Genomic DNA, 4105 nt, shown 5'->3' on the forward strand with positions numbered 1-4105 from the left:
GTGGTGTCGCCGTCGACTGGGCCGCGGTGTTCGCCGGGCTGGGCGCGTCCGTGGTGGAGCTGCCCACGTACGCCTTCCAGCGGCAGCGCTACTGGCTGGAGCGGCCCGCGGCGCGGGCGGCCGCCACCGGGGGCGACCCGGTGGACGCCGAGTTCTGGGACGCCGTGGAGCGCGAGGACCTGGCCGCGCTGACCGCCGCGCTGGAGGTGGACGCCGACGAGGAGCGGTCCTCGCTGCGGACCGTGCTCCCGGCGCTGTCCTCCTGGCGGCGCGGCCGCCGCGAGCGGTCCGTACTCGACTCCTGGCGCTACCACGTCACCTGGAACCGGGTGCCGGACCCGGCCTCGGCGGCCCTGACCGGCACCTGGCTGCTCGCGGTCCCGGCCACAAACCCCGGCGGACACCCCGGCACCGAGCTCGTCGACGCCGTACGCGGTGGCCTGGAGACCCATGGCGCCACGGTCGTCACCGTCGAGGTGGCCGAGGCCGACCGCGGCGCGGTCGCCGCGCGGCTCGCCGAGGCCACCGCCGGGGTCACCCCGGCCGGGGTGCTCTCCCTGCTCGGGCTCCCCGACGCACCGCACCCCGCACACGCGGGCGTGCCCATGGGACTCGCGCTCACCCTCGCCCTCGTCCAGGCCCTCGGCGACACCGGGGTGGACGCCCCGCTGTGGCTGGCCACCCGTGGCGGCGTGTCCGTCGGCGGCACCGACGCCCTCGACAGCCCCGCCCAGGCGGCCGTATGGGGACTCGGCCGGGTCGCCGCCCTGGAACACCCCCAGCGCTGGGGCGGCATGGTCGACCTGCCGGACACCGTCGACGGCCGGGTGACCACCCGGCTGTGCGGTGTGCTCGCGGGCCGCGTCGACGACGAGGACCAGCTGGCCCTGCGGCCCTCCGGGGTGTTCGTCCGGCGGCTGGTACGGGCAGCGGAGCACCGGGACAGCGGCCCGGCCTGGAACCCCGAGGGCACCGTGCTGCTCACCGGTGGCACCGGTGGCGTCGGAGCCCAGATCGCCCGCCGGCTGGCCCAGGCCGGTGCCGAGCACCTCGTGCTCACCAGCCGCCGTGGCCCCGAGGCACCCGGCGCGGACAAGCTCAAGGCCGAACTGACCGAGCTCGGCGCCGAGGTCACCGTGGCCGCGTGCGATGTGGCCGACCGCGCCGCGCTGGAGGAGCTCGTACGGAAGGTGGAGGCCGAGGGCCCGCCGATCCGTTCCGTACTGCACATCGCCGGTGCCGGTGTGCTCGTCCCGCTCGCCGACACCGATCTGGACGAGTTCGCGGACACGGCGGAGGCCAAGGTCGCGGGCGCGGCCAACCTGGACGCCCTCTTCGACCGGGACACGCTCGACTCCTTCGTGCTCTTCTCCTCCATCTCGGCCGTCTGGGGCAGTGGTGAACACGGCGCGTACGCCGCCGCCAACGCCTACCTCGACGGGCTCGCCGAGCGCCGCCGGGCCCGCGGCCTCACCGCCACCTCGGTGGTGTGGGGCATCTGGAGCCCCGAGGAGGGTGGGATGGCCGCCAACCTCGCCGAGGAGCAACTGCGCGGCCGGGGCATCCCGTTCATGTCCCCCCGGCTCGCCATCGACGCGTTCTGGCAGGTGATGGAGCGGGACGAAACCGTGGTCGTGGTCGCCGACGTGGACTGGGAGCGGTTCGTCCCCGTCTTCACCTCGGCCCGGCCCAGCCCGCTCATCGGCCAGGTGCCCGACGTGGCGCGGATCCTCGCGGCCGACGCCGACACCCGGGCGGACGCGGCCGGCGAGTCCTCCTCGCTGCGCGACCGGCTGGCCGAGTTGGCCCCGGCGGACCGGCAGGCGGCCGTGCTGTCGCTGGTGCGCTCGCAGATCGCCACCGTCCTCGGCTACTCCGGCCCCGAGGCCGTCGACGCCACGCGCGCCTTCCGCGAGCTGGGCTTCGACTCCCTGAGCGCCGTCGACCTGCGCAACCGCCTGGGCACCGCCACCGGGCTCCGCTTCCCCGTCACCGTCGTCTTCGACTACCCGAGCGCGGAGGAGCTCGCCGGACACATCGGCGCCGAACTCTTCCCCGACGACACCGCCGCCACCGCTCTCGACCCCGAAGAGGCCGACGTCCGCAAGGCGTTGACCTCCATCCCGCTGCTCCGGCTCCGCGAATCCGGACTGCTGGACGAGCTGCTGCGGCTCGCCGGTTCCCAGGACCCCGCCACCGCACCGGCGGACGAGGAGCCCGCCGAGTCCATCGACGACCTGGACGTGGATGACCTCGTGCGCATGGCCTACGACAAGAACGACCTCTGACGAGACTCGACTGCGGAGCTGACAATGGCAAACCCAACCGACAAGATCGTTGGCGCGCTGCGGGAGTCTCTGAAGGAGACCGAACGGCTGCGCCGGGTCAATCAGCAACTCACCGCCGCCTCCCGGGAACCCATCGCCATCGTGGCGATGAGCTGCCGCTACCCCGGCGATGTGCGCGGCCCCGAGGACCTGTGGGAGCTGGTCACCGGCGGGCGCGACGCCATCTCCGGATTCCCCGGCAACCGCGGCTGGGACCTGGAGAACCTCTACGATCCGGACCCCGACCGGCAGGGCACCGTCTACGCCACCGAGGGCGGATTCCTCCACGACGCCGACCAGTTCGACCCCGCGTTCTTCGGCATCTCGCCCCGCGAGGCCACCGTGATGGACCCGCAGCAGCGGCTGCTGCTGGAGACCTCCTGGGAGGCGTTCGAGCGCGCCGGAATCGACCCGGCGGCGCTGCGCGGCAGCAGGACCGGCGTCTTCGTGGGCGCCGCCTACCAGGGCTACATCCCCGACTGGCCCCATATGCCCGAGGGGCTCGAGGGCCACCTGGTCACGGGCATCTCCGCGAGCATCATGTCCGGCCGCGTCGCCTACACCCTGGGCCTGGAGGGCCCGGCCGTCACCATCGACACCGCCTGCTCGTCCTCGCTGGTCGCCCTCCACCTGGCCTGCCAGTCGCTGCGCCAGGGCGACTGCTCGCTCGCGCTCGCGGGCGGCGCCGCCGTGATGGGCGCCCCGATGGGGCTCATCGGCTTCGCCCGGCAGCGCGGACTGGCGCAGGACGGCCGCTGCAAGGCGTTCGCCGAGGGGGCCGACGGCATGGGCCTCGGCGAGGGCGTCGGCATGCTGCTGCTGGAACGGCTTTCGGACGCGCGGCGCAACGGCCACAAGGTGCTGGCCGTGGTGCGCGGCTCGGCCGTCAACCAGGACGGCGCCAGCAACGGCCTCACCGCCCCCAACGGCCGCTCCCAGCAGCGGGTGATCCGCCAGGCGCTCGCCAACGCCGCGCTCACGGCGGAGCAGATCGACGCGGTCGAGGCCCATGGCACCGGCACCCCGCTGGGCGACCCGATCGAGGCGGGCGCGCTGCTCGCCACGTATGGGAAGGACCGCGCGGCGGACCGGCCCGTGCTGATCGGCTCGCTGAAGTCCAACATCGGCCATCCGCAGGCCGCCGGCGGGGTCGGCGGTGTCATCAAGATGGTGCAGGCCATGCGCCACGGCCTGCTGCCCAGGACACTCCACGCCGAGGAGCGCTCCTCGCGGATCGACTGGTCGGCGGGGGCGGTGGAACTGCTGACCGAGGCCAGGGAGTGGCCGCGCGGCGAGGAGCCCCGCCGGGCCGCCATCTCGGCCTTCGGGGCCAGTGGCACCAATGTGCACACCATTCTCGAGGAGGCGCCCGAGGAGGAGCCTTCGGAGACCGCGGCCGAGGGGGACGCCCCGGTGGGCCGGGGAGTGGTGCCGTGGGTGCTGTCGGCGAAGAGCGCGGCGGGTCTGCGGGCGCAGGCCGAGCGGCTGCTGACGCATGTCACCGCGCGCCCCGGGCTGTCCCCGGCCGACGTCGGCCACTCGCTCGCCACCACCCGTGGCCGGTTCGACCACAGGGCGCTGGTCCTGGGCGGCGACCGCGACGAACTGATCGACGCACTGGGCGCGCTGGCGTCGGGCGGCGAGTCCCCGCGTGTGGTGCGCGGCGAGGGAGTCACGGCGGCCGATGCCCGTCCGGTGTTCGTGTTTCCGGGGCAGGGGTCGCAGTGGGTGGGGATGGCGGTGGAGTTGCTGGAGTCGTCGCCGGTGTTCGCGGGTCG

Annotated in this window: 2 protein-coding genes; both read left to right on the forward strand. The window is 74.4% G+C overall.

Annotation, left to right across the window (positions count from 1 at the left end):
* On the forward strand, positions 1-2288 hold a 2288-nt coding region (locus ABD329_RS47370; RefSeq protein WP_344318206.1), incomplete at its 5' end, for an SDR family NAD(P)-dependent oxidoreductase.
* A 24-nt stretch (positions 2289-2312) separates the two neighbouring features.
* The coding region (locus tag ABD329_RS47375; RefSeq protein WP_344318207.1) for a type I polyketide synthase at positions 2313-4105 on the forward strand (1793 nt) is incomplete at its 3' end.

The organism is Streptomyces javensis (assembly GCF_039525925.1).
Classification (GTDB): Bacteria; Actinomycetota; Actinomycetes; order Streptomycetales; family Streptomycetaceae; genus Streptomyces; species Streptomyces asiaticus.